Here is a 19,999-nt window from a genome sequence, read left to right as displayed (position 1 = left end):
AGGCACCACCAGGGGTGCCGGTCGGGTCCGGGACGAGGACACGACCGGCACCCCGGCACCGCACCAGCACCCGGAACAGGAGTACGGATGCCCCGGACCGTCGTTCCCGAGCAGAGCAGCGGCGTCCTGCCGGACGCCTGGCGCGCCTGCGTCGGCACCGGTCGACTCGACCTGGCGCTGCGCCGCGACTACCAGGAATCCCTCGCCCTGGTGCAGCGGGAGATCGGCTTCCGCTACATCCGGGGTCACGGGCTGCTCAGCGACGGTGTCGGCATCCACCGCCCGTACGAACACGCCGGCCGGCGCGGCGTGCACCACTCGTTCACCTACGCCGACCAGATCGTCGACGCCTACCTCGACCTCGGCATCGCCCCCTTCATCGAGCTCGGCTTCATGCCCGATGCGCTCGCCTCCGGCGACCAGACTGTCTTCTGGTGGCGCGGCAACGTCACCCCACCACGATCCGAGACCGAATGGGCCGACCTGGTCCGCGCCACCATCGGCAACCTCGTCGACCGGTACGGCCTCGAGCAGGTCCGTACCTGGCCGATCGAGGTGTGGAACGAACCCAACCTGGACATCTTCTGGCAAGGCGCCGACCAGGCCGCCTACCACCGGCTGTACGAGGTGACCGCGCACGCCGTCAAGGACGTCGACGCCGGCCTGCAGGTCGGCGGTCCGGCCATCTCACCCGGCGCCGACGACTGGTTGGTGCCGTTCGCCGAGTACGTCACCGACCGCGGCGTGCCGGTCGACTTCGTCAGCCGCCACGCGTACACCTCCGGGCCGGCCCAGCACGTGCCGTTCGGCACCCACCAGACGCTGATGCCCGCCGACCACCTGCTGGAACAGTTCGCCAGCCCGCGCAAACACCTGGCCGGCACCGCCCTGGCCGACCTGCCGGTGCACATCACCGAGTTCAACTCCTCCTACCGGCCGGACAACCCGATCCACGACACCGCGTTCCACGCCGCCTACCTGGCACCGGTCGTCGCGGCCGGCGGCGACCTGGTCGACTCGTTCTCCTACTGGACGTTCAGCGACGTCTTCGAGGAGGTCGGCATCCCGGCCGCGATCTTCCACGGCGGCTTCGGCCTGCTCACCCACCGGCAGATCAGGAAACCCACCTACCACCTGTACGCCTTCCTGGCCCGGATGGGCCGACAGGTGCTCGCCCGGGGCGCCGACCACCTGGTCACCCGCGACGACACCGACGGCCGGGTCACCGTGCTGGCCTGGGCGCCGGTCGACGTCACCGACCTGGACCGCTCGCCGCAGCGGCACACCGTGCAGCTGTCGGTGCCGGTCGCCGCGCCGGCCGGGTCGGCCTTCCTGCTGCGCTCGTCGGTCAGCGACGAGGACGGCAACGCCTGGCGGGCCTGGTGCGAAATGGGCCGCCCCCGCTCACCCCGGCCCGCCCAGCTCGACGCGCTGCGGACCGCCGCCGAACCGGCCCGCCGCCACCGCGCCCTGCCGGTCGTCGACGGCCGCGCCGAGGTCGACCTGACCCTCGCCCGGCACGAGGTCACCCTGGTCGAGATCACCCCGGTGGTCGACCAGACCCCACCGTGGTGCGACGACCGGCGCCTGCTCGGCGGGGACGGCCCGGCATGAACGACCTCGTCGCCGCGCAGCGGCAGTTCGGCACCGGGCCGCTGTCGCGGGTCGCCGCCATCGTCTACCGGCTGATCGTCGTCGAGCTGCTGCTGCTCGCAGGTGTCCTGCCCGGACTGGTGCCGGCGTTGCTGCTGGCCCGCGACCCCAGCAACATCCCGCTGTACGCGCTCTGCGCGGTGCCGCTCGGCCCGGCACTGTCCGCCGCCCTGTACGCCCTCGCCCAGCACCGCCCGGACATCACCGACCTGAACCCGGCCGCCGACTTCTGGCGCGGCTACCGCACCAACTTCGGCGGGACGCTGCGGCTCTGGCTGCCGCTGCTGGCCGGGCTGACCGTCGTCGCGGTCAACCTGGCCTACTTCGACGCGGCCGGCGTACCGACCTGGTGGGCGGTGCTGCTGGTGCTGATCGCGGTGGCGGCGACGGTGTGGGGCGGTACCGCTTTGGTGATCACCTCGCTGTTCGCGTTCCGCACCCGGGACGTGGCCCGGCTCGCCGCGCACTTCCTGACCCGTACGCCGAGCACCTCCCTCGGGGTGCTGGCGCTGACGGTGGTGGCGGCCGGAACCACCGCGTACACCTCGGAGGCGGTGCTGGCGCTGGCCGGTTCGGTGCTGACCCTGCTGCTGCTGCGCACCAGCCGGCCGATGACCACGGCGATCGAGAAGGAGTTCGTCCGGTGACGCTGCCCGACGTCGCGAAGATCCCGTACGGCGGCGACTACAACCCGGAACAGTGGCCCGAGGACGTCTGGAAGGACGACTACCGGCTGTTCGACGCCGCCCGGATCGACACCGTCACCATCGGGGTCTTCACCTGGGGTCTGCACCAGCCCGGACCCGGGGTGTATGACTTCTCCCGGTTCGACCGCATCGTCGAGCGGGCGGTCGCCGAAGGCCGGCAGATCTGCCTTGCCACCGGCACCGCCGCCCACCCCGCCTGGATGGCCCGCGCCCACCCCGACGTGACCCGCGTCGACTTCTCCGGCCGCCGGCACCGGTTCGGCCAACGGCACAACTCCTGCCCCTGCTCGCCGACGTACCGCCGGCTCTCCACCGAGCTGGCCCGGCGCGTCGCGCAACGCTACGCGCGGACCCCGGGCCTGGTCGCCTGGCACGTCAACAACGAGTACGGCGGGGCCTGCTACTGCGAACTGTGCGCCGCCAACTTCCGGCTCTGGCTGCGGGAGCGGTACGGCAGCCTCGACGCGCTCAACGCCGCCTGGTACACCACCTTCTGGTCGCACACCTTCACCGAATGGGGCCAGATCGAGCCACCGTCGGCGTTGACCGAACACTGGCGCGGACCCGACCACACCGCCTTCCAGGGCATCACCCTCGACTACCTGCGGTTCATGTCGGACGCGATGCTCGCCAACTTCGTCGACGAGAAGGCGGCGATCCGCGAAGCCAGCCCCGACGTCCCGGTGACCACCAACTTCATGGGCATGTACCGGCCGATCGACTACCACCGGTGGGCCGAGCACCTGGACTTCGTGTCCTGGGACAACTATCCGCCCGACGACCGGTCGGCGGCCCGGATGGCGCTCACCCACGACCTGATGCGCGGGCTCAAGGGCGGCCAGCCGTTCTGGCTGATGGAGCAGACACCGAGCGTCACCGCCTGCCGCGACGTCAACCCGCTCAAACGTCCCGGGATCCTGCGTCTGTGGAGCTGGCAGGCGGTGGCGCACGGCGCCGACGCGGTTCTCTACTTCCAGATGCGGGCCGGCCGGGGCGCCAGCGAGAAGTACCACGGGGCGGTGATCGGCCACGCCGGCCGCGCCGACACCCGGGTCTTCACCGAGGTGGCCGCGCTCGGTGCCGAGCTGGACCGGCTCGGCGGGGCGACCCTCGGCGCGCGCACTCCCGCCCAGGTGGCGATCCTGTTCGACTGGGACAGCTGGTGGGCGCTGGAGATCTCTGACGGCCCGTCCCGGCTGGTCCGCTACCAGCAGGTGATGCTCGCGTACCACCGGGCGCTGTGGGACGCCGGGATCGACGTCGATGTCGTCCCGGTCACCGCCGACCTGACCGGCTACGACGTGGTGCTCGCGCCGGCCCTGCACATGGTCAGAGACGATCTCGCGGCCCGCCTGGCGGAGGTGGCCCAGCAGGGTGGCACCGTGCTGGGAACCTACCTGTCCGGGCGGGTCGACGAGAACGACCAGGCGTTCCTGGCCGACGTGCCGGGGCCGCTGGCACCGCTGATGGGAATCCGGATCGACGAGTGGGACGCCCGCGACGCCGACGTGGTCAACCCGGTGGCGTTGACGGTGGACGGCGCGGAGCCGATCGTCGCCGACGCGACCCTGCTGTTCGAACTGGTCCTCCCGCAGGGGGCCGAGGTGGTCGGCACCTATCAGGCCGATTTCTACGCCGGCACCCCGGCGGTCACCCGCAACCGCTTCGGTGCCGGCGAAGGCTGGTACGTGGCCACCGGGCTCGACCAGGCCGGGGTGTCCTGGGTGGTCCGCCGGATCCTCGACCGGCACGGGCTGCTCGGCCCGTACGCCGAGGTGCCGGAGCTGGAGTCCACGGTGCGGGTCACCCCGGACGGCACCCGGATCCGGTTCCTGCTCAACCACGGCGAGGAACCGGTCGAGCTGTCGGCCTGCGCCGACGGGGTCGACCTGTTGACCGGGGAGCAGGTCACCGCCGGCGCGCCGCTGCGCCTGGACCGGTACGGCGTACTCGTGCTGCGCGAGGACGACTAGCTGGTCGGACCGGGTCCCGCCGTCGCGGCGGGTGGAAGGTGGTGCACCCTACCGCGCCAGCTAGGGTGCACCACCCTCCACCCGCCGCGACGACCGGTCACAGTTACCCCCGGACGGGTGACCTGTTGTCTGCGGGGCGGGCGGGACAGCTGACCGGTGGCAGGGTCGGTGCGGTGGCCGGGGCGGCAGGAGCCGCCCGAGCCGGATGATGCCAGCGGGGGAGCACAGACGATGGTGAGCAGACGGACTGCGTTACGGGCCGGTGCGGTGGCCGGACTGGTCCCGACGGTCGGGCTGCTCGGGCGGCCCGCCGGGGCCGTACCGGCCCCGTTGGACCCGGCACTGCACGATCTACCGGAGGCGCAGTGGGATGCGCTGCAGCGGCGGCTGTCGCCGGCCGCGACCCTCTACCGGCGGGGCGGGGCGAGCTACGAGGCGCTGAGCATCCCGTTCAACCACCGGTACGCCAACGTCCGGCCGGCGGCGATCCTGGCGGCCGGCACCCCGGACGACGTCGCGGTGGCCGTCAACTGGGCCCGCGACGTCGGCATGCCGCTGGTACCCCGGTCGAGCCTCGGCCACAACTACGCCGGCTACTCGACCACCCCCGGCCTGCTGCTGGTGGCGAGCCGGCTGCGCGACATCGCCGTGGCACCGAATCCGGCGCCGGCACCACCGCAGCGGTACGGCCCGATCGAGGTCACCCCGGACGCCGGACTGCTGACCGTGGCGGCCGGCGTCGTCAACGCCGACCTGCGTCCACTGCTGCAACAGCAGGGGATCTTCGTACCGGCCGGCCGCTGCCCGACGGTCGGGGTGGCCGGGCTGGTCCTCGGCGGCGGCATCGGGTTCAGCGACAAGATGTTCGGACTGACCTGCGACCGGCTGGCGGCCACGGCCGTGGTGCTGGCCGACGGCACGACGACGACCTGCGACGAGAAGACCGACCCGGACCTGTTCTGGGCCTGCCGGGGCGGGGCCGGCAACAACTTCGGTGTCAACACCGCCTTCACCTTCCGGTACGTGCGGTTGCAGGGCGAGGTCGCGTACTTCCAGCTCCGCTGGGGTGCCGACAGCATGGCGGCGGCGCTGGCGGCGATGCAGCACGTCGCCGCCGCCCGGATCGCCGATCGGCGCTTCGACTGCCGGATCGGCGCCGGGGTGACCCTCGACGCGGCCGGTGATCGCCAGGTCTACGCCGACGCGCTCGGCCAGTTCTACGGGTACGCCGACGAACTGGCCGCGATCCTCGCCCCGGCGTTGGCGATCGGCACCCCGGCCGAACGCGCCGCCAACCGGGCCAGCATCCGGCAGGTCACCCCGGCCCAGGCGGCGGAGCTGCTGTCGGCGACCACCCCGGTGCAGCAGTTCGCGGCCAAGTCGGCGGTGCTGCGCGCCCCGCTGGACGATGCCCGGTTGGCGACCCTGGTGGCCGGGCTGCGGCAGTGGCCGGGCAGCCGCAACCCCGACGGTGCCGGGGTGGCGCTGTTCTGCATGGGCGGGCGGATCAACGACGTACCGCCGGACGCCACCGCGTTCGTGCACCGCGACGCCCTGTTCATCATGGCCACCGAGGCCAGCTGGGCCGACGACGACCCGCCGGCGACCGAGGTGGCCAGCGTCAGCTGGCTGACCGCGCTGTACGACGCGCTGCTCGCCGGGCAGCCGCCGCATGGTGCGTACCAGAACTTCCCGGACCCGGACCTGGCCGACTGGCGGCGCGCCTACTACGGCGACAACTACCAGCGGCTGGTCGAGGTCAAGCGCAAGTACGACCCGACGGACTTTTTCACCTATCCGCAGGGGATCGGCTCCTGTGGTTCTGTCGACGGGTACGCCAACCGTTGGTGTCCCCGGTGAACCGGCGTCGCAACGGCCGTCGCCCCGCCGACCGGGTAACCCGGTCGGCGGGGCGACGGCTGGCAGATGTGCAGGATCAGGCCAGGTCGAAGCGGTCCAGCTCCATGACCTTGACCCAGGCGGCGACGAAGTCGGTGACGAACTTCTCCCGGGCGTCGCTGCTGGCGTAGACCTCGGAGAGGGCACGCAGCTGCGAGTTCGAGCCGAAGATCAGGTCGACCGCGGTCGCGGTCCACTTCACCTCGTCGGTGGCCAGGTCGCGGATCTCGTACACGTGCTCGTCGGTCGACGCCTTCCACCGGGTGCCCGGGGAGAGCAGGTTGGTGAAGAAGTCGTTGGTGAGCACGCCGGGCCGGTCGGTGAGCACCCCGTGCCGGGCACCGCCGAAGTTCGCTCCGAGGGCGCGCAGACCACCGATGAGCACGGTCATCTCCGGCGCGGACAGGCTGAGCATGTACGCCCGGTCGATCAGCAGCACCTCCGGCTGGGTCTTCTCACCGGGACGCAGGTAGTTGCGGAACCCGTCGGCGCGCGGCTCCATCACCGCGAACGACTCGACGTCGGTCTGCTCCTGACTGGCGTCGGTGCGACCCGGGTGGAACGGCACGGTCACCTCGACACCGGCGTCGCGGGCCGCCTTCTCCACGGCGGCCGAACCGGCCAGCACGATCAGGTCGGCGAGCGAGATCTTCGCCCCGCCGGCCGCGTTGAACTCCTGCTGGATGCCTTCCAGGGTGCTCAGCACCGTGGCGAGCTGCTCCGGCTGGTTGACCTCCCAGTTGCGCTGCGGCTCCAGCCGGATCCGGGCGCCGTTGGCACCGCCACGCTTGTCGGTGGAGCGGAAGCTGGCTGCCGACGCCCAGGCGGTGCTCACCAGCTGGTCGATGCTGAGGCCGGAGTCCAGGACCTTCGCCTTGAGGGCGGTGACGTCGGCGTCGCTGACCAGCTCGTGGTCGACGGCCGGCACCGGGTCCTGCCACAGCTGAGCCTCGGGGACCCACGGTCCGAGGAATCGGCTGACCGGTCCCATGTCGCGGTGCAGCAGCTTGTACCAGGCCTTCGCGAAGGCGAGCGCGAACTCGTCCGGGTTGGCCAGGAACCGGCGGGAGATCTTCTCGTACGCCGGGTCGACCCGCAGCGACAGGTCGGTGGTGAGCATCGTCGGCTTGTGCTTCTTGGTCGGGTCGTGGGCGTCCGGGATGATCGCCTCGGCGTCCTTGGCGACCCACTGCTTGGCGCCACCGGGGCTGGTGGTCAGCTCCCACTCGTACCCGAAGAGGATCTCGAAGAAGCGGTTGCTCCACTGCGTCGGCTTGTCGGTCCAGGTGACCTCCAGGCCGCTGGTGATCGTGTCCGCGCCCTTACCGGTGCCGTAGGTGCTCAGCCAGCCCAGGCCCTGTGCTTCCAGCGGCGCGCCCTCCGGCTCCGGGCCGACGTGATCGTCAGCGATGCCGGCACCGTGGGTCTTGCCGAAGGTGTGGCCGCCGGCGATCAGCGCGACGGTCTCCTCGTCGTTCATCGCCATCCGGGCGAACGTCTCCCGGATGAAGTGCGCTGCGGCGAGGGGGTCGGCGTTGCCGCGCGGACCCTCCGGGTTGACGTAGATCAGACCCATCTCGGTGGCGCCGACCCCGGTCGCCATCTCCTTCTCGGAGAGGTAGCGGGCGTCGCCGAGCCAGGTGTCCTCCGGGCCCCAGAAGATCTCCTCCGGCTCCCACACGTCCTCCCGGCCGAAGCCGAAACCGAAGGTCTTGAAGCCCATCGACTCCAGGGCGACGTTGCCGGCGAGCACCAGCAGGTCTGCCCAGGAGATCTTCTGGCCGTACTTGGCCTTGACCGGCCAGAGCAACCGGCGGGCCTTGTCCAGGTTGGCGTTGTCCGGCCAGCTGTTGAGCGGGGCGAAGCGCTGCCCGCCGTCACCGGCGCCGCCGCGGCCGTCCTCGATCCGGTACGTGCCGGCGGCGTGCCAGCTCAGCCGGATCATCAGGCCGCCGTAGTGGCCGAAGTCGGCCGGCCACCAGTCCTGCGAGGTGGTCAGCACCTCGACGATGTCCCGCTTGAGAGCCTCGACATCGAGCTTGGCGAACTCGGCGGCGTAGCTGAAGTCCGGGCCGAGCGGGTTGCCCTTGGGCGAGTGGGCGTGCAGCACCGACAGGTCGAGCTGGTTGGGCCACCAGTCCCGGTTGGTCCGCGGCCGACCGCCGGTCTTCGGCGTCGGCGAGTCGATCGCCGGGTTCTCGCTCTCGCTGCCGTGCGCGGTCACCGAGTCGTGCGCGACCGGGCAGCCGGCCGCCGACATCTTTTCCACACCCTGGGCGCTGGTGGGAGCGTTGTCCTGCATGTCGCTCATCTGTTCCTTTCCGGATTGACCGATGACGAGGTGGCGCTTTCGGTCGCACAACCGGGGCAGATGCCCCAGTAGACGACCTCCGCCTCGTCGACCACGAAGCCGTGGTCGTCGGAGGCGGTGAGACAGGGGGCGGAGCCGACGGCGCAGTCGACGTCGGTGATCGCGCCGCAGGAACGGCAGACGAGGTGGTGGTGGTTGTCCCCGACCCGCCGTTCGTAGCGGGCGGTCGCGCCGGCGGGCTGGATACGGCGTACCAGGCCGGCGTCGGTGAGGACCCGCAGCACATCGTAGACCGCCTGGTGGGACACGGTCGGATGATCGGCGTGCACCAGGTCGATCACCGTGTCGGTGTCGACGTGCGGGTGGTCGTGCAGCGCGGCGAGGACCGCCAGCCTCGGTCGGGTCACCCGCAACGAGGCCGCCCTCAGCTGCGCCTCGAGGTCGGATGTCACCCGGCAACGATAGGCCGTTTTCTGGAATCGTTCAAGTTTCTGTACGCCGTACCGCTGGCACGTTGCCGGACGGTGAACCCGCAGGTCAGGTGGCAGATCGACACGGCAGACAGACACGACGACGCGGCGGACCCGGGTCGGATCGCTCGATGACGATCCGACCGGGTCCGCCGCGCCCGGGGTGTGCCGGCTATCCGGCCGTACAGGATCTGATCTGGGGCCGGGCCCAGGAATTACCGTTGAACATGGTGGTGAAGCCGAAGGTGTTGCCGTTGCCGTTGGCCCGGATCGTCATGATGTTTCCACTGGAGTCCCAGGTGGGGTTGCCGTTCCAGGTGGCCGAGATGCGCTGCGGTGGGGTGATGGCCACCACGACGGTCCAGTTGTTGGTGCCGGTGACCGTCACGGAGGTGTTGTAGCGGTCGCCCCAGACCTGACCGGGTGACATCGTCGCGGTGCAGGTCCCCGGGTTGGGCGGGGGTGTGGTCGGGCCGGGGGTCGGCGTGGTGGGGCCGGGCGTCGGGGTGATCGTCGGCGTGGGTGCCGGCTGATCCGGCAGCAGCGGGCAGCTGTTGCGGTACCCGGTGATGCCGCTGGAGTCCATCAACGGGCACAGGAACTGGGTGTAACGGGAGTCGCTGTCGACGAAGGTCTTCAGCCAGGGGATCAGGATCCGCATTTCGAGGTTGTTCGGCCGGGTCGGGAAGAGGTGATCGGCACCGACGAACTCCATGTAGGCGCGCTCCGTCGTGGCCGGCAGGGAGTTGTACAGGCCGGTGACGTACGAGGGGGTGACCACGGTGTCGTTGGTGCCGGCGATCATCAACGTCGGCACCGTGATGTTGGTCGTCGTCCCGGACGGCATGTACGGGGTGAGCCCGACCGTGGTCTTGAGCGAGGGCCGGTTGAGCGCGGCGTGCAGTGCCCCGCCACCGCCCATCGAGTGACCGATCACCGACTGACGGCTGGCGTCGATCCGGTCCCGGACCGGACTGCTGCGGGTGAGCCAGTCCAGCGCGGCGAGCAACTGGGTGCCCCGGGCGGTGTCGAAGTCGTTGGTGCTGTTGGTCTCGACACCGATGACGACGAAACCGAAGGACGCCAGCCAGTGGCCCATCCAGGCTTCCTCGACCTCGAACCGCGCGGTGTAGCCGGGCACGATCGCGACCGCGCCGAAGGTGCCCTGACTGGTGTCGGTCGGGTAGTAGATCGATCCGCCGTTGAAGCCGTTGCCGGGGGAGACGCTCATCTCCGCGGTGGCGAAGGTGCCTCGGTTGGCCGCCACGCTGTCACGGGTGGGGTCCGGGCCGCGCTGGTGCGGGTTGCCGACCGGCGGTGTGCTGGGCGACGGGCTGACGCTGGGCGACGGGCCGGCGGTCGGCGAGACCGACGGCGACGGGCTGACCGGCGTGCCGCCGGCGTTGAGTGCGCTGAGGGTGGCGTCGTACGCGGGCTTCTTGTTGCCGTTGTTGTCGAACAGCAGCGGCGTGCCGTAGGACCGCCACGAGTCGCTGTCCCGGATGCCCCACACCGTGATCCCGGTGCAGCGGGCGATCGCCAGACAGTCGTTGACCACACCCCGGTACGCGTTGGCCTGGGCGGTGCCGGAACCCTCGATGTCGAGTTCGGTGATCTGCACGTCCACCCCGAGGGCGGCGAAGCTCGACAGCGTCGTGCGGTAGTTCGACGGGTACGGCGACTGCGCGTTGAAGTGCGACTGCAGACCCACACAGTCGATCGGCACCCCGCGCTGCTTGAAGTCGCGCACCAGGTTGTACGCCGCCTGCGTCTTCGCCCACGACCAGTTGTCGATGTTGTAGTCGTTGTAACACAGCTTCGCGCCCGGGTCCGCCGCGCGGGCGGCCCGGAACGCCGCCTCGATCCAGTCGTTACCGGTGCGCTGCAGGTTCGAGTTGCGCCGGGCACCGGAGTTGCCGTCGTCGAACGCCTCGTTCACCACGTCCCACGAGTGGATCTTCCCCCGGTAGTAGGAGGCGACCTGCGTGACGTGGTTGAGCATCGCCTGCCGCAGCGCGGAGCCCTCCATCTGCTCCATCCAGGCCGGCTGCTGCGAGTGCCAGGCCAACGTGTGACCGCGTACCGCCATCCCCCGCGAGATCGCGTGGTTGACGATCCGGTCCCCACTACTGAAATCGAACCGGCCCTGCTGCGGCTCGGTCGCGTTGATCTTCATCTCGTTCTCGGCGGTGACGCTGTTGAACTCCCGGTTCAGGATGTTCACGTACGTCGAATCACCGAGCTTGTTCGCCGCGACCGCGGCACCGAAGTACCGGCCCGACTGGGCGGCGGCCGCCCCGAGCGTGGCCTCGTCGGCGTGTGCCGGTGTGGTCGCTATCAACGCGGTGGCGGCTGCGACGAGCACAGCCGCACCTGCCGACAGCCCGAACGCCAACCGGCGTCCGGTGGGTCCTGCCATGCGATACATGACCTTCCCTTCTGACAGAGGTGAGGAAGCGCCTGCTGAGGCGTTGTCCGGGGTCGTGTCTGCGGTCCAGCTGTCGATAGACAGGCAGCGTCGAACCGCGCTGCGGCCCCGGGTGGACGGAAGCTGCACAGGTCGCCGCGCGTGTGAGCGTTAGCGCGCGGATGGGTGACGTGGCGGTGCGTGCCCGGCTCCTGGTGGACGACCAGGTTGCAGGGGTGTCTGCCCTCCCTGCATCCATAGACTGTGAGCGATAACACCGCTCGACGTCAATAACTTCCGGTCAACTTCCGGAAGTTGTTCGGGGGATCCCGATGGCGTCAGGCCGGGTGACGGAGGGAGAAGTCCGCATTTCTCCTGGCAGACGCGTTGTCTATGTTGACGGTACCGGCGGACTGCCCTTCGTCGCCCACAGTGGAGAAATGACAGACTTCCGGAAGAGTTGCGGTATCAAGCTCTCGATGGAGCAGGAGCGGCTTGACCGGGCATCGTGATCGTCGAACAGTCCGGTTCGGCCAGGACGACGAAGGACTCTGGGTACGCCGCCGTGACGGCACTCTCGTGCCGACGCGAGCAGGCAACGGACTATCGGCGTACGCGGTCGGGGAGCGGCTCGCGGCGGGCCAGCCACTGCGCCGGGATCCCGCCCGGTCCGGAGCCGGTGTACGCGGCCACGACGCCCCCGACGATCGCTGCGGTCGTGTCGACGTCACCGCCGGCCTCGATGCAGGCGTGGATCGCCGCCGGGTAGTCGTCGAGTCGGGTCGCGGCGACCCACAGCGCGAACGGAACGGTGTCGAAGGCCAGCACCTGCGACCCGTTGCCCAACTCGTACGCCGCCTCGGCGACGTCGACCCCCAGCAACCGTCTGGCCCGGACGATCGCTGCGTGCAGTCGGCCGTCGATCAGGTGGGCCAGCACTACATCGAGCAACTCGGCGGGTTCGGGCCGCGACCGGGTCAGCCGGGACCAGCCGGCTTCCGCCGCCGCGACGGCGACCGCGACCGCGCCCAGGACGGCGTCGGGATGGGCGTGGGTGACCTCCGCCGAACGCCAGGCCTGCAGAGCGGCGGTACGGTTGTCGCCGGCGTGGAAGGCGCCGAGCGGGGCGACCCGCATCGCCGCACCGTTGCCCATCGACCCCTGACCGTCGAACGCCGCGCCGGCCGCGTCCCGCCAGGGGATGCCCTGCCGGATCTGGCGTAGCAGGACCACCGCGCCGGCACCGTAGCCTCGGTACGGCTCGAAGTGCTCGGCGAACCGGGCCGCCAAGCGGTCCTGGTCGATGCCGTCGTGCTCCCGCAACTCGGCGACGATCGAGCAGGCCATCTCGGTGTCGTCGGTCCACGGCCACGGCCCGGCCGGCGGATCCCCGTCGAGCAACGCGGCAAGGCTGCTGCCGGGGACGAAGAACTGGGCGCCGAGGGCATCACCGACGGAAAGCCCGTCAAGACTGTCGTAGCAGAGGTCGATCGACGTCATGTCACTGTGGAACATAGCCCAGCCGGGTGCGGACCACCAGGTCGTGCAAGGCGTCCACCGCGCCTGAGTCGGCGCGGTCCGGCAACCCGGAAGCATCCCGGGCCGACTCCAACTCGGCACGCAGCCGTGGCAGGTCCCGGGCCAGTTGCCGCGCGGCATCCGCCGGAAGCGCGGCCCGCTCGGCCGCCCGCTTGGCGGCGATCAGGTCCGGCACGTACGCCAGATGGGTCCCGAGCACGCCGAGGTCGGTCTCCAACCGGCCGGTGCGCATCAGCTGGATCCCGGTGAGCAGTACCCGCAGCGTGTACAGAGCCGGTTTGAGCAGTCCCGTTTTGGCGTAGAGCTTCTCCTGGGTTGCGGCGAAGCCCAGGTAGTGGTGCGCGTGGTGCCGGGTGATCAACCGCCGGGCCAGGTCGACGAGCTCGGCATGCACCGGTGTGGTCACCAGCACCAGCGGCGACAGCACCTGCTCCAGCACGTACCCGTTGCGGCTGTTGAGCAGCTTGGCGAACTTGAGCAGATCGTGGCTCACCACGTCCAGCTCGACTCCGTCGCGTACCCCATGATGTTGCAACGTCTGCGGGCCGACGCGTAACCCGACCACCTCGGCCGGCGCGAGCAGATGCGCGGCACGCAGGTCGAGGTCGGAGTCGACGGAGGCGAACCCGTACAGGTGGGCTCCGCTGACGGTGGCGAACAGCAGTGGGCGGGGCAGCGCGTGGGCGACCTCGGCCGCCCACGGCGGCACGTCGACGGTCACCCGAGGTTCCTTTCCCGTACGCCGATGAGCAGCCGGTCGACGGCGGCCCGGTCGGGTTGCTCCGGCAGTACGGTGCCGGCCGCCGCGTCGTCGAGCTCGACCAGCAGGTCCGCAGCCCACGCGGTGACCGCCGCCCACGGCAGCTCGCCGCGCCGGACCGCGAGTAGCCGGTCCCGCAGCGGTCCCACGTCGACCAGGACCTCGCCGGTCCGCAGCACGTGCGTACCGGCGGTCAGCAGCCGGATCATGTGCATCGCCTGCTTGTGGTTGGTCTCGCCGGTGCGTTCCCGGCGGGCCGCCACCCGGTCGAGCTGGTCGCGGGCGTACCCGCCGTACGTCTGGGCCAGCCGCGTCGACAGGAACGCCTGCCGGGCGGCCCGCAGCTGCTCGCCATCCTCGTGCAGCGTCTCGATCAGCGGCGACCAGAGCACCTCCAGGACGGTCGGATTACCTTGCAGCGCCAGGGTGCAGAAGCGTTCGAACTCCCAGGAGAACTGCTCCGGCGCCGGCCCGTCGAGGTGGGTGGGCGGCTTGTCCAGCTGCCAGAAGAGCCGGGTCGGGGCCACGTACACGCCGCGCCGGTCGTAGTCGGAGTCCGGCCCGTGCAGCCCGTACGCCCGGGATCCGACGACGACGGCGAGGACGGTGTGCCGTTCGACGAGCTCGCTCACGCCCGGCACATTACTCCTGGCCAGGTGATGCCCCGGCGGACCTGGGTTTGCTCGACCGGGCGAGGATGGGTCGATGGCGGTTTCATCCTGGGTGGCGGTCGGCCCTCGGCCGTATCTCGACCGTTTCCTGCGCGAGTACCGGCTGACTGAGGCAGGTCTGGCCGAGCGGCCCCGTACCCGCCCGGCGCGGTCCTGGGTCGACGGCGAGGCCTTCGACGTCGAGTATCTGGTGCACGAGTCGGTGCTGCGCTCGTACGGCGAGTTCCCGTGCGCCGGTGACGCGGAGGCTCTCGCCTTCTGCGAGGAGATCGCGGACCTGATGGTCTCCCGGTACGGGTTGTCGCGGGACGCGGCGGTGGCGGTGGTCAACCGGCAGTGGTCCGAGGCCGAACCCGGGGAGCGTGAACCACGGATGTGGATCGTCGGCTTCGACATCGTCTACCACGAGACCCCCGAGTACTGGGCCGAGTTCATCGCCAACCGTCACTGCGTGAGCTGAAAATAGCGGTAGCGGGTGTCGCCCGGGCCGGGGCGGCTGTGGCCGTCGGCCTGCCAGCCCCGAGCGGTGTAGAAGTGCTGGCCACGATCGTTGCGTTCCCACGCCTCCAGCACCCCGCCGGGCCGACCGGTTCGCCGCAGGTACGCGAGGAACGCGTCGTGCAGCAGCCCACCGATCCCTCGGCCTCAGCGGTCGGGGAGCACGTGGATTTGGTACAGCTGACCGACGTGGGCCCCGTCGACGTGACCGGCGGCGGCGGGTCCCATCGCGGCGCAGCCGACGATCCGGCGGTCGAGGACGGCGGCGACGGTGAACAGTTCCGGCGAGGTGACCGCGTTAGACCAGACGGCACGGCGTTCGGCGTACGCCTCCGGGGACGACAGCGACGGGTCGGCCGGGTCGAGCCCACCTGCCGCCGTGTAGTAGGCGGTGCGGGCAGCGTGTGCACCTCGGTCAGTTGGCCGACATCGGCGAGCGTGGCCTCGCGTACGAGTGCCGACGCGGGCTGGCGGTGTGAGAGGTGGACACCGTCCGGCGAGGTCATCCGGCACCTCGTGCGTCAGTCGGCGAAGGTGAGGCCGCGTTCGGCCAGCGCGGTGGCGAGGATGCCGACGGCCTTCGGGCCGATCCCGTGCATGGCCAGCAGGTCGTCGCGGCGGTACGTGGCGACCTGGGCGAGGGTGGTGACGCCGGCTGCGAGCAGGGCACTGTTGGCGGGCCGTCCGATCGGCGGCAGGTCACCGACCTGGGCGGGCAGATTGCGAGTGCTCATCCGGCCACGGTAACCCGGCCGGCGTCACAGCTGGAGCGCCTCACATCGGCGTGACATTGCCGAGCCACTGGCGGACGGTGGAGAAGGCGGCGTCGGACGACGTCGACGAGGCCTACCGGGAGCTGCAGGCCGACGGGGTCACCTTCTCCAGACCCCCACGCCGGTGGGTCCGTTCGTCGGCGTGGTCCTCGACGACAACTGCGGCAACCTCATCCAGCTGGTCAGCCCGGCGCGAGCCCGCACCTCGACGCGGCACTCGCGGGATCAGGCAGGGTGGCTACCGGCCGCGACTCACCATGATCAGTTGATGTCCTGCCTGGAGATTGCCGGCGTGTCGTCCGGCAGGACATCAACTGATCATGGCACTGGGGGAGAGATGGCTTTGCCGCCGTCCGCTGCGAGCCACTGGCGGACGGTGGAGAAGTCGGCGTCGGTGAGGCCGACACGTGGGTCGACGCGGTGCAGCAGCGCCCTGCCTGGGTGGTGTTCGGACACCCAGTGCCGGTCCCGGTCGGAGATCTCGTCGTCGAGCCAGACGAAGGTGCGTCCGGCCGCCCACGTGGTGAGGAACGCCGTCTTCCAGTGCACGCCGCGCGGGGGCTCGTCGTCGGATTCCGGCCACGGGACGACCGGCAGCTCCGGCAGGCCGAGCAGCGGCGCGACGACGTCGTTCGCCTCGGCCATCCACGTGGTCGCCCAGACCAGCTGACAATCGAGCGCCAGCAGCCGGCGTCCGTTCTCCGGATCGAGCCGCTTCAGCAGCGGATTACCGATGGCCTCGACGTCAGCTGCAACGTGGGGCGAAGGTGAGCGGCCAGTGGCACGAGCTGCGAAGGGGATCAGTACGCCGTCGACGTCGAGGAAGACGTAGGGGCGGTCAGCAGGCACGGGTGTCGGTCGTCGGAGAGGTAGGCCAGTCGGGTCAGCGGCTGGACACCGTGGTGACGAACGCCGTCCAGGCGTCGGTGGGGAAGAGGAGCGCTGGGCCGTGTGGGTCCTTGGAGTCGCGTACGCCAATCGTGCCCCCGGCCAGCGTGGCCACCTCGACGCAGTTCGAGCCACTGGCGCTGCTGCGGCTGCTCTTGCGCCAATCGGCTCGGGACAGGTCTGGTGCGGTCATCCGTGCCTCTGGTCGACTGTAGTTACCGGATAGATGTTTAATGGTACGAGAGTTTGGTGAGTCAAGCAATAGATGTGCTGTCTAGCTGCATCCTGGGAATAGGATGATTGTTCGCACAACAAAAGCTTGACGATCTGAACCCAAACAAAATTGTACCCTTGGTTGAGCTCGGTAAACTAAGCTGAAAGTGCCGGTGATGAGATTTCCGTGATCGTGCTCGATGCGGCGATGAAGGACCCGGGTTGAGATTTGGCTACCTGCTCCATCTCTGATGCCCTCTTTATGGCGTCTCGAACTGAGGTAAATCTGCGTCGTTGGTCCGATACTGCAACTCCTGCTGATACAGTTACTAGGGCGGCCTTGCTAATGTTGTCTCGCCATCCTCGATGGCGTTGGTTTACCTCAAGGTAGCCGCGTTTCTGTGCAACTGGGTCATAGAGTGCATCGGCGGCCAATTCGAAGGCGATAATTGCTGTCTCGAGTAGGGTTCGGACCTGGCTGGGTGCGCAGAGTACTAAGAAGTCGTCCCCTCCGATGTGGCTAACGATTGGTGTCGGAGATCCGATCCTTGCAGCCGATTCCTGGAGGGAAGACGCAAGGCACTTAATGAATTCTCCACCGCGCGCAAACCCATACGTGTCAACGACCGACTTGAGTCGGTCAATGTCTATATAGGTCAGCGCAAAATCCGTCGATGACTCGATGTTCGATGCGATTCTCTTGATCATCCAAGTGTGGCCAGGGAGACCTGTATCCGGGGATGTCTCAAAAAGGAGCCTCGACCTGCGAGCCAAAGCCGCCACTCGTGCGGCGCATTCTTCTATCTCTGTTTGCGTTTCTATTTGTAGGTCGACTGGTAGTCCGGACTGCTCGATCAGCTCCGGCAAGCACTCGTCGCCTATCGCAACGATCGCGACTCTCTTCGATCCAAGGGCGTCGCGCGCAGCGATTGCAGCTGATTGAATAGATTTTGCTGGTCCAGCAAATACAAGAACATCAACTCGGTTGCGTGACAGGTGATGTGTAATTGCCTTTGCGTCTACGAATCGTTTGGACGACATCTCGAAATCATTTAAAGTTGATTCGAGGACTTGGTGCGAGTTGGATGGGTCCGCCACCAGAATTCGGTAAGGCTCGTCGTGCTGAGAGAGTTCGGCTAGAGCGTGAATTCTGCCACGCCCAGAGGGGATCACGGGCGCACTTCCTGTCTGCCGTCTTTCTGATGACGCTTGCTATCCCTTTTTGTGGAAGCTGGTCCACTCCGGCTGAACAGATTCTCTGCAGAAGTACGCAGATCGTCATCTTCTGTTTTGATGCCCTTTTCTATCCGTTTTAATACCCATGTTCTCCACATGAGGCGATAGAGTCCGAAGCGGTGTCTAATCATGTGTTCCATCCGCTGAATAGCGATCTGGCTTTCGGGTTGGGCGGATTTTCCGAGAACCATGTCAGACGCTGCGGTTATGGGCGCAGATCGCCAAGCCATCGCGCAAGCGGGTCCCACAAAGGTGGAAATCTCCCTTGTGCAGTCGTCGAAGACCAACTTCGCAACCCGGCTTTCACTTGCAATCCATGCGGCGATCGCTGCTCGTTGTTCTTGGAGAGCGTGTCCTCGTTCTGCAAGCGCGGCGAGGGTTGCCGGTTCGTCGTCAGTGCGCCGACGGATTCGGTACGGATACTCGCTCCATGCCACGAGGTATCGAATGGCTTCCGCATAGCGATCCCTTCGATAGTCGGCACTCGCTTTGAGGTTACCCGTTATCGTGTTGATCAGAGTGGCTACAATGCCGGAGCTGATAGCTGCAATGACCACGGTAACGATTGCGGATTGACCTGCGCCGCTGGCAAGTTCTGCTGCTCTGATTGACTGATTGAACATCCCACTCCGTGCTGCGCCGTATCCGATTGCTTCAATTTAACTAGTCTAGTGCCCAGCCGCAAACGGCCGAGGTGTAAGCAGGGCGTCCTACGTGCGGCGCGGTGGGTTGCGATGACTACCTGACTTAGGGTGGTTACTGATTAACGGAGAGTGCTGATCTGTGTGGGTTGGTGCGGGTTGTTATATGGAGGGGATGTTCTGGTTCCAAGATCGACATGTAGTTGCAAGTGGCACGAGCTGCCGAACTAGCCGATCGCCTAGCGCACGCCATGGCTTGGCAGGAAGGTGAGGAAGGCGGTCCAGGTGGAGGCGGGGAAGAGGAGCACCGGGCCGTGCGGGTCCTTGGAGTCGCGTACGCCGATCGTGCCGCCGGCCAGCGAGGCTACTTCGACGCAGGAGCCGCCGTTGTCGCCGCTGTAGCTGCTCTTGCGCCACCGGGCGTGCGGCAGGTCCGTGGCGTGCCCGACGTAGCTCATGTCAGCTCCTTCACCAACTCGGCGATCGTCTGTGTCGACTGCGCCGGGTCTCGTGCTTCCGCCCGTAGGTAGTCGAACTTCAGCGTATAGTCCCGGATCTCCTCCGGCTTCTCCAGGTACAGGGCGCCGGTCAGGCTCTCGACGAAGATGACAGCCTGGTCGGCGGGGTCCGGGAAGTCGATGATCGTGAACGAGTTGAGCACCGACGCGCCGGCTGCCAGCGGCAGCACCTGGAGTGAGACGTTCGGCAGGTCGGTGACCTCCAGCAGATGCTGTAGCTGGTTGCGCAGGGTGGCAGGTCCGCCGATGGGGCGTCGCAGGACGGCTTCGTCGAGCACGACGCGCATCCGTAGCCCGTTCTCGGTGAGCAGGGTCTGGCGGTCCATGCGGAGCTGTACCTTGCGTTCCAGCTCGTTGGGTGGGAGTGGGTTCACGGCTGCGTGGAGTACGGCTCGGGCGTACTGCTCTGTCTGGAGTAGCCCGTGGATGAACTGGGACTCGTAGATGGCGAGGCCGGCGGCTTCGGACTCCAGTCCGACGTAGAACTGGAACCATTCGGGCACGGCGTTGCCGTACCCGTGCCACCAGCCGCGTTGTCGGGACTCGCGGCAGAGCGTGATCATGACTTCGCGGGCGTCTGGTGGCACTTCGTAGAGTTCGAGCAGGACGCGTAGGTCGGGTGGTCGAATGCCGACCTGGGAGGTCTCGATGCGCGACAGCCGGGAGTGTGAGCTGTCGAGGTGTCGTGCTGCCTGTTCGAGGGTGAGGCCGGCGGCTTCGCGGTAGCGGCGCATCTCGCTGGCGAGTCTGCGTCGCCGCACGGTCGGGCTGAACCGTTTCGTCATCGCGGCCTCCCTGCTGGTCCTGAGTCATCCAACCTGAGGGCTGCCGTTCTCGGCAAG

Annotated in this window: 18 protein-coding genes and 1 pseudogene; 5 read left to right on the top strand and 14 right to left on the bottom strand. The window is 68.5% G+C overall.

The features are described from left to right. Positions 1–87 precede the first annotated feature (87 nt). From O7623_RS14450 to O7623_RS14435, 4 genes are all read left to right on the top strand, one after another. Positions 88–1,614 carry a xylan 1,4-beta-xylosidase gene (locus O7623_RS14450; RefSeq protein ID WP_282229139.1) on the top strand — a complete coding sequence of 509 codons (1,527 nt, stop codon included), beginning with the start codon at positions 88–90 and terminating at the stop codon, positions 1,612–1,614. Beyond that, positions 1,611–2,300, top strand: a complete 690-nt coding sequence (locus O7623_RS14445) for a DUF624 domain-containing protein (RefSeq protein WP_282229138.1) — start codon at positions 1,611–1,613, stop codon at positions 2,298–2,300. The genes O7623_RS14450 and O7623_RS14445 overlap by 4 nt, the downstream gene beginning before the upstream one ends. After that, positions 2,297–4,333: a beta-galactosidase gene (locus O7623_RS14440; RefSeq protein ID WP_282229137.1), complete on the top strand. Its 2,037-nt coding sequence runs from the start codon at positions 2,297–2,299 to the stop codon at positions 4,331–4,333. Before O7623_RS14445 ends, O7623_RS14440 begins: the two co-directional genes overlap by 4 nt. Positions 4,334–4,567: 234 nt before the next feature. Further along, positions 4,568–6,193, top strand: a complete 1,626-nt coding sequence (locus O7623_RS14435) for an FAD-dependent oxidoreductase (protein ID WP_282229136.1) — start codon at positions 4,568–4,570, stop codon at positions 6,191–6,193. Positions 6,194–6,269: 76 nt separating this feature from the next. Here O7623_RS14435 and katG read toward each other — a convergent pair whose 3' ends face one another. The 7 genes and pseudogenes from katG to O7623_RS14400 form a co-directional block, all read right to left on the bottom strand. After that, positions 6,270–8,543 (bottom strand): catalase/peroxidase HPI, encoded by a 2,274-nt coding sequence (gene katG, locus O7623_RS14430; RefSeq protein WP_282229135.1) that lies wholly within the window; start codon positions 8,541–8,543, stop codon positions 6,270–6,272. After that, the gene (locus O7623_RS14425; protein WP_282229134.1) at positions 8,540–8,995 is read right to left on the bottom strand and encodes a Fur family transcriptional regulator; all 456 of its coding nucleotides are present in this window, start codon (positions 8,993–8,995) and stop codon (positions 8,540–8,542) included. The genes katG and O7623_RS14425 overlap by 4 nt, the downstream gene beginning before the upstream one ends. Before the next feature lie 190 nt (positions 8,996–9,185). Beyond that, on the bottom strand, positions 9,186–10,112 hold the full coding sequence (locus O7623_RS14420) for a dienelactone hydrolase family protein (RefSeq protein WP_282229413.1): 927 nt from the start codon (positions 10,110–10,112) through the stop codon (positions 9,186–9,188). A gap of 213 nt (positions 10,113–10,325) precedes the next feature. Then, positions 10,326–11,432, bottom strand: a pseudogene (locus O7623_RS14415) (endo-1,4-beta-xylanase); the annotation flags it as partial. Positions 11,433–12,023: 591 nt separating this feature from the next. Next, the gene (locus O7623_RS14410) at positions 12,024–12,920 is read right to left on the bottom strand and encodes an ADP-ribosylglycohydrolase family protein (protein WP_282229133.1); all 897 of its coding nucleotides are present in this window, start codon (positions 12,918–12,920) and stop codon (positions 12,024–12,026) included. Between the two features lies 1 nt (position 12,921). Beyond that, positions 12,922–13,680: a nucleotidyltransferase domain-containing protein gene (locus O7623_RS14405; protein WP_282229132.1), complete on the bottom strand. Its 759-nt coding sequence runs from the start codon at positions 13,678–13,680 to the stop codon at positions 12,922–12,924. Then, positions 13,677–14,351 carry a nucleotidyltransferase domain-containing protein gene (locus O7623_RS14400; RefSeq protein WP_282229131.1) on the bottom strand — a complete coding sequence of 225 codons (675 nt, stop codon included), beginning with the start codon at positions 14,349–14,351 and terminating at the stop codon, positions 13,677–13,679. Before O7623_RS14400 ends, O7623_RS14405 begins: the two co-directional genes overlap by 4 nt. 73 nt (positions 14,352–14,424) lie before the next feature. Here O7623_RS14400 and O7623_RS14395 point away from each other — a divergent pair, with 73 nt between their 5' ends. Next, positions 14,425–14,850: a hypothetical protein gene (locus tag O7623_RS14395; protein WP_282229130.1), complete on the top strand. Its 426-nt coding sequence runs from the start codon at positions 14,425–14,427 to the stop codon at positions 14,848–14,850. Between the two features lie 559 nt (positions 14,851–15,409). Here the strand turns inward: O7623_RS14395 and O7623_RS14390 are convergent. The 7 genes from O7623_RS14390 to O7623_RS14360 all read right to left on the bottom strand — a co-directional run bounded on the left by O7623_RS14390 (position 15,410) and on the right by O7623_RS14360 (position 19,942). Then, positions 15,410–15,622 (bottom strand): DNA-binding protein, encoded by a 213-nt coding sequence (locus tag O7623_RS14390; protein WP_282229129.1) that lies wholly within the window; start codon positions 15,620–15,622, stop codon positions 15,410–15,412. A gap of 357 nt (positions 15,623–15,979) precedes the next feature. Further along, positions 15,980–16,510 (bottom strand): HAD domain-containing protein, encoded by a 531-nt coding sequence (locus O7623_RS14385; RefSeq protein ID WP_282229128.1) that lies wholly within the window; start codon positions 16,508–16,510, stop codon positions 15,980–15,982. Positions 16,511–16,544: 34 nt separating this feature from the next. Further along, positions 16,545–16,742, bottom strand: coding sequence for a DUF397 domain-containing protein (locus tag O7623_RS14380; RefSeq protein ID WP_282229127.1), 198 nt, complete (start codon positions 16,740–16,742; stop codon positions 16,545–16,547). 176 nt (positions 16,743–16,918) lie between these two features. Next, positions 16,919–17,803, bottom strand: a complete 885-nt coding sequence (locus O7623_RS14375) for a diguanylate cyclase (RefSeq protein ID WP_282229126.1) — start codon at positions 17,801–17,803, stop codon at positions 16,919–16,921. A gap of 128 nt (positions 17,804–17,931) precedes the next feature. Then, positions 17,932–18,621, bottom strand: a complete 690-nt coding sequence (locus O7623_RS14370) for a hypothetical protein (protein WP_282229125.1) — start codon at positions 18,619–18,621, stop codon at positions 17,932–17,934. A gap of 257 nt (positions 18,622–18,878) precedes the next feature. Beyond that, positions 18,879–19,097 (bottom strand): DUF397 domain-containing protein, encoded by a 219-nt coding sequence (locus tag O7623_RS14365; RefSeq protein ID WP_282229124.1) that lies wholly within the window; start codon positions 19,095–19,097, stop codon positions 18,879–18,881. Next, on the bottom strand, positions 19,094–19,942 hold the full coding sequence (locus O7623_RS14360) for a helix-turn-helix transcriptional regulator (RefSeq protein ID WP_282229123.1): 849 nt from the start codon (positions 19,940–19,942) through the stop codon (positions 19,094–19,096). Before O7623_RS14360 ends, O7623_RS14365 begins: the two co-directional genes overlap by 4 nt. Positions 19,943–19,999: the final 57 nt, after the last annotated feature.

This window comes from Solwaraspora sp. WMMD791, from assembly GCF_029581195.1.
Classification (GTDB): Bacteria; Actinomycetota; Actinomycetes; order Mycobacteriales; family Micromonosporaceae; genus Micromonospora_E.
The sequence above is the reverse complement of the archived record's forward strand: the minus strand, read 5'-3'. Positions and strand labels throughout refer to the sequence as shown.